This is a genomic window from Synechococcus sp. OH2 (assembly GCF_047462155.1).
Taxonomy (GTDB): domain Bacteria; phylum Cyanobacteriota; class Cyanobacteriia; order Thermostichales; family Thermostichaceae; genus Thermostichus.
On the sequence record NZ_JANSIR010000007.1, the window covers coordinates 35981 to 41780 of the forward strand.

At 59.9% G+C, this 5800-nt stretch carries 8 protein-coding genes; 7 read left to right on the top strand and 1 reads right to left on the bottom strand.

Annotation, left to right across the window (positions count from 1 at the left end):
• The first annotated feature begins 260 nt into the window (after positions 1-260).
• From NW835_RS00580 to gatB, 3 genes are all read left to right on the top strand, one after another.
• On the top strand, positions 261-455 hold the full coding sequence (locus tag NW835_RS00580) for a hypothetical protein (RefSeq protein ID WP_414359456.1): 195 nt from the start codon (positions 261-263) through the stop codon (positions 453-455).
• Positions 452-736 carry an acylphosphatase gene (locus NW835_RS00585; RefSeq protein WP_414414248.1) on the top strand — a complete coding sequence of 95 codons (285 nt, stop codon included), beginning with the start codon at positions 452-454 and terminating at the stop codon, positions 734-736. Before NW835_RS00580 ends, NW835_RS00585 begins: the two co-directional genes overlap by 4 nt.
• 66 nt (positions 737-802) lie before the next feature.
• Positions 803-2275, top strand: coding sequence for an Asp-tRNA(Asn)/Glu-tRNA(Gln) amidotransferase subunit GatB (gene gatB, locus NW835_RS00590; protein WP_414414249.1), 1473 nt, complete (start codon positions 803-805; stop codon positions 2273-2275).
• A 173-nt stretch (positions 2276-2448) separates the two neighbouring features.
• Here the strand turns inward: gatB and NW835_RS00595 are convergent, their stop codons facing one another.
• Positions 2449-3042 carry a Maf family protein gene (locus tag NW835_RS00595; protein ID WP_414370485.1) on the bottom strand — a complete coding sequence of 198 codons (594 nt, stop codon included), beginning with the start codon at positions 3040-3042 and terminating at the stop codon, positions 2449-2451.
• A gap of 140 nt (positions 3043-3182) precedes the next feature.
• Here NW835_RS00595 and NW835_RS00600 point away from each other — a divergent pair, with 140 nt between their 5' ends.
• The 4 genes from NW835_RS00600 to NW835_RS00615 all read left to right on the top strand — a co-directional run.
• Complete coding sequence (locus NW835_RS00600; RefSeq protein WP_414365827.1) at positions 3183-4067, top strand: ion transporter; 885 nt, start codon at positions 3183-3185, stop codon at positions 4065-4067.
• A gap of 22 nt (positions 4068-4089) precedes the next feature.
• Positions 4090-4596: a hypothetical protein gene (locus tag NW835_RS00605; RefSeq protein ID WP_414385720.1), complete on the top strand. Its 507-nt coding sequence runs from the start codon at positions 4090-4092 to the stop codon at positions 4594-4596.
• 79 nt (positions 4597-4675) lie between these two features.
• Complete coding sequence (locus tag NW835_RS00610; protein WP_414414250.1) at positions 4676-5089, top strand: PH domain-containing protein; 414 nt, start codon at positions 4676-4678, stop codon at positions 5087-5089.
• Between the two features lie 2 nt (positions 5090-5091).
• On the top strand, positions 5092-5800 hold a 709-nt coding region (locus NW835_RS00615), incomplete at its 3' end, for a glycosyltransferase (protein WP_414414251.1).

Genomic DNA, 5800 nt, shown 5'->3' on the forward strand with positions numbered 1-5800 from the left:
TGGCGTCCACCACCTCCGCTAGTTTCTCCCCCGTGGCCGGGTTCTCGATAACCATCAGGTCTCCCCCTTGACTATCCACCCATTGGCCGTCGATCCAGAGTTTGTAGGCCATGGCCTCTTCTCAACTGCTCGCTAGAAACACTTCTCCCCATTGTGCCGAATCTTGTCCAGCTTGGAGGGCGTTGTCTAGGGATCCCCTCTTTTTCCGTTTCTGTCTGATAAGGTCAGAAGGGAGCTTTCTGCACAAGCGAGGTTGGCGCATGTCTCCTGTGCTGTGGCAAGCCATTGGGTACGCCTGCGGGATCTCGTTGGGGATCCTGGGACTGGTTGCCCTCATCAACTTTCTCTGGCAGCGCCTAGAGCAGCAGGCCGAGAAAGCTACGGCCCAGCCAGCCGAGCCGCCAGCAGCTCCGGAACCTCGTAGCACCTCGGAGGAGGGATCCCTGTCGACATGAGTGACACAGTTCGCGTTCACGTTTGGGTGCGCGGGCGAGTTCAGGGGGTAGGGTTTCGGGCTTACACGGAAGCCATGGCCCGCAGCGCCGGCGTCCACGGCTGGGTGCGCAACTTGCGGGATGGCCGTGTCGAGGCCGTTTTTGAGGGATCCCCGGCGGCGGTGGAGGCAATGCTGCGCTGGTGTCAGCAGGGCAGCCCCGGCTCGCAGGTGGAGGGCGTCGAACACCGCTCCGAGCCACCCGAGGGCCTCTCCACCTTTGAGATCCGCCCCACCGTTTGAGGCAGCGGGTCAGGAGCTGGTGACATCCCACTAGAATGGGGAAACCTGCCCTTTACTCTTTTGGCCATGACGGTTGCTGCTCCTGCCAAAGTGGAATACGAAGCTGTCATTGGGCTGGAGGTGCACTGCCAGCTCAGCACCCGCTCCAAGATCTTCTCCAGCAGCGCGACGGCCTTCGGCGCTCCCCCCAACACTCAGATAGATCCCATCTGCATGGGCCTGCCCGGCACCCTGCCGGTGCTCAACGAGAAAGTGCTGGAATACGCAGTCAAGGCTGGCTTGGCCCTCAACTGCACCATTGCCCCTTACAGCAAGTTTGACCGCAAGCAGTACTTCTACCCCGACTTGCCCAAAAACTACCAAATCTCCCAGTACGACCTGCCCCTTGCCACCCACGGTTGGGTTGAGATCCAGCTTAGCGACGGCCGCACCAAGCGCATTGGCATCACTCGTTTGCACATCGAAGAAGATGCGGGCAAGTTGGTGCATGCCGGCAGCGATCGCCTTGCGGGATCCAGCTATTCCCTGGTGGATTTCAACCGGGCAGGAGTCCCCCTCATCGAGATCGTCAGCGAGCCGGATATCCGCACCGGGGAAGAAGCAGCCGAATATGTGCAGGAGCTGCGCCGCATCCTGCGCTACGCCGGCCTGTGTGATGGCAACCTGCAGGAGGGATCCCTGCGCTGCGATGTCAACATCTCGGTGCGTCCGCTGGGGAGTCAAACCTTCGGCACGAAGGTGGAAATCAAAAACATGAACTCCTTCAACGCCATCCAGCGGGCGATTGAGTACGAGTTCAACCGCCAAGTCAAGGCTTTGGAAGCAGGCGAGCCTATCGTGCAGGAAACCCGCCTTTGGGAAGAAAACAGCCAGCGCACCATCAGCATGCGCAAGAAAGAGGGATCCAGCGACTACCGCTATTTCCCCGAGCCGGATCTGCCGCCCATTCGCGTTACCGAGGCGCAAAAAGCCCGCTGGCAGGCGGAGCTGCCGGAATTGCCCGGCGTGAAGCGGCGGCGCTACCAAGAGGTGTACGGCCTCTCGGTGTACGACTCTCGCTACCTCAGCGACGAACGCAACACCGCCGAGTACTTTGAGGCCGTGGTTGCCGCTGGCGCTGACCCGAAGGCAGCCGCCAACTGGATGATGAGCGACATTGCCAGCTACCTCAACACCCACAAGCTGGACTACCCCGACATTGCCCTAAAACCGGAAACCCTGGCCGAGTTAATTAGCCTCATCGAGCAGGGCGTCATTTCCAGCAAAATTGCCAAGGAGATCCTGCCGGAGCTGTTGGAAAAAGGTGGCTCTGCCCGCGCCTTGGTGGAGGCCAAGGGCCTGACCCAAATCTCCGATAGCCACCTCTTGGAGCAGATGATTGCCGAGGTGCTGGCAGAAAACCCCGAGCAACTGCAGCAGTATCGCGGGGGCAAAACCAAGCTCTTTGGCTACTTTGTCGGGCAATTGATGAAAAAAACCCAAGGGCGGGCGGATCCTAAGCTAGCCAACGAGCTGCTCAAGCGGCATCTAGACGGGTGACCTCCTCCTTTTCCGCTTCAACGGGATCTTGCAGTCCCTCCACGAGCAGACACGGGCTGCCCCACCGCGTAGGTGTCCTCGACTCCAGCAGCGCTCACCGCCTCTTGGCGGGGGTGTTTGGATCCCGGCCCTGGCTTTGCCAGTGCAGTGCGGGACTTGTCCACCCCCCCTAGCTAACTCCAGACTTCGGTGAGGGAGTAGCCCAACTCCTGGATCATGCGCCGCAGCAGGGGCAAACTTAACCCGATGACGTTGCCAGGACACCCCTCAATCCGCTCCACAAACAGGCTGCCCCGACCGTCGATGGCAAAGCAGCCCGCACAATTGAGCGGCTCGCCGGTGGCCACGTAGGCGCGGATCTCCTCGTCGCTGGGCTTGGCAAAAAACACCCGCGTAACCGCATAGTGGACGAGGCGGCGGTTCTGCTTCGTGTCAATCAAGGCATGACCCGTATAGAGCTCCCCCACCTCGCCCCGCATTTGCCGCAGGCGCCGTTCCGCTTCCAGAGCATTGGCCGGCTTGCCCAGGATCTCGCCACCTAGGTAGAGCACCGAGTCGGCCCCGATAACCAAGACGGGCTGCCGTTGTTGGGCCGCCACCACTTCGGCTTTGGCCGAGGCCAGCTTCTGCACCAGCTCCACCGGATCCGAGCTTTGGATTTGGCTTTCGTCAAAATAGCTGGGTTGAACGCGAAAAGGGATCCGGGCAGCTTCTAACAATTGGCGGCGGGCAGGAGATTGCGAAGCCAGGACAATGGGAGGCAACATCGATTCAATACTCAACTCAAGCCTAGACGTTTGCAGGAGCGAAGTTCGCTCCACTTACCAGTTTCCATTACCCTAGTCAAGGTACGCCCAATAGGCGCTCAAAGGAAACTCTCTCGATCTCTCCCAACTGGATCCCGTTTGTGACCACCCTGCCCTCCCAGGCCTCCCCTCAAGCCAAGCTTGTCCCTGCTGGCCTCCTCCAGCGGTATTGGGGAGATGAAGACACTCCCGAAAGCCGCTGGGTCAATTTACTGGTGGCAGCCCTGGTTCTCTGCTCGTCCACCTTCTTTGTGGCGGAAACCTACCCCCTGCCCTTGGAGGTGCGCCTTAGCCTAGAGCGGCTGGATCGCCTGATCCTTGGCCTGTTTGTAGTGGAGTACCTGCTGCGTTGGGCAGCGGCTCCGCAGAAGCTGCGCTACGTCTTCAGCCTCTATTCGCTCATTGACTTGCTGGCGATTTTGCCGTTTTTTGCTGGTCTAGCCGATATTCGCTTTATCCGTCTCTTGCGCTGGTTTCGCATCCTGCGGCTGCTGCGCCTAGTGGAGGGCAAGACCCTATTGGGTCAGGTAATCTCTGCTGACACCCGCATCTTGTTGCGCATCCTTTTTACTCTCTTTGCGATTGTCTTTGTCTACTCTGGCCTTATCTACCAGGTGGAACATCCGGCCAATCCCACCGCTTTTGCCACCTTTTTGGATGCTTTCTACTTTTCTGTTGTCACCATGACCACGGTGGGGTTTGGGGATCTCACCCCCACCTCCGAGCTGGGCCGGCTGTTGACGGTGCTGATGATCTTGACGGGCGTGGCCCTGATCCCTTGGCAAGTGGGGGAGCTCATCAAGCAACTGGTGAAAAGCGGCAACTCAGTTCAGTGGGCCTGCCCAGGCTGTGGTCTCTCCCAGCACGATGAGGATGCCCAATTCTGCAAGCGCTGTGGCACGCCGCTCTACCCGGATAGCCAAGCCCCTCCAGCCAGTAGTCCGCTGGCCAATCTCCCGGTTGGGGGCAAAGACAGGATAGGCTAGGACGGGATCCAGAGAACCTGCAATGTTGGCACATCCCGAGTTGGCCATCCCTGGCAAGCTCAATGTAAAGGCGGGAGTGGTGATGCTGCTGGCAGCCATCGTCCTGGGCCTCATCCTCAGCCAAGTTCAGCCGCTGCTGCCCGCTCCGCAGGATTTGCCAGGGATCCCTAGGGAACCCCTTTCCTGGCAAGAGGTGCCCAAACAGAAATACGCCTGGCACATCTGCTACGCCTTTTTGGGCAATATGGGGCTAATCAACATCGGCGGCGGACTGGCGCTGGTGGTGTTGGGATCCCGCTTTACGGCTGGGCACCTGTTTTCCCAGATTCTTCTTTTGGGGGGAATGCTGCACCCTGCCTCTTGGGCCTTGGTAGCCCTGACCGGGTTAGAGGGATGGGGCTGGCTGGGCAATATCGGGGCAGCAGCCGTGGCGCTGGTTGTGATAGCCCTGTTTGTTCGCCTGATCTGGGCCACCTATTGCTCAGCGCAAGCCCTTCAACGGCAAACCCGATCCCGCCTCTCCCGCTAGCTTCCCCGGCAGTTGGGAAAGGCTAAGAAACTGTTTAAGATTGTTTTTAGACATTGTCTCTGCTAACACTCGACTGGGCATGGCTATCAAAGAAGAGGTTTTTTTTGAGGGCGGCCCTCACACGGGCGATCTGGTGTTGAACTCCTTCCTCGGCCTCACCCTCGTCGGCTTGCCTCTGTTTGTGGGGGCGCTGGTGCGCAGGCTGTGGGTTCACTACCGGATTACCAACCGCCGCATCACTGTCATTGGCGGCTGGGGGGGGGAGGAGCGCTCTGATGTCATTTACAAAGAGATTGCCAGAGTGGTGACGGTGCCACGGGGCCTGGGCACGTGGGGCGACATGGTGCTTACCCTCAAAGACGGCAGCCGCCTAGAGATGCGGGCAGTACCCCGCTTCCGCGAGATCTACGCTTACATCAGCGAACGCCTTGACGAGAAAGCCCGGCAGGTAAGCGGGCCCATCGGCCAGAAGCGCCGCCCTGCAGAATCCTAGCCATGCCCGACCCTGCCCCAAGCTGGGATCCTGCTTGGCCACAACGCCTAGCGTTGGTGCATGAGTACCTCATCTGGCCGGGGGGATCGGAAAGGGTTTTGCAGGAGTTGGTGTCTTTTGCCCCGCAAGCTCCTCTCTATGTCAGCCTTTTCTCGGCCCACACCTTGCCGCCGGGCTGGCAGAAGCTGTCGATTCACACTTCGTTTTTGCAGGGCTGGGCGCGCTGGCTGGGGGTGCTGCGCCGCAACTACCATGCCCGCCTCAAGTACATCCTGCCCTGGATGCCTTTGGCCTACGAGAGCTTCGACTTTTCCGGCTATGACTGTGTAATCTCCAGCAGCCATGCCTTTGCCAAAGGGATCCTGACAGGGCCTTCCACCCTCCACCTAAGCTACATCCACAGCCCGCCCCGCTACCTCTGGGAAAACCGGGAGATCTATCTTGAGCGGGAGGGGTTGACAGGGATTCGCCCGCTTGCTGCCCTCAGCCGATGGCTAATGCACCGCCTACGCCAGTGGGATTTTGTGGCAGCCCAGCGACCAGATCTGTTGATTGCCAACTCGCAGCACATTCGCCGTCGCCTCGCCAAGCTCTACCGCCGCGAGGCCGTGGTTATCTATCCGCCGGTGCCCCTTCAGGGGTTTGAGCCGGTGGCCAATCCCCAAGCCGACTACGACCTGGTGGTGAGCCGGCTGGTGCCCTACAAGCGGG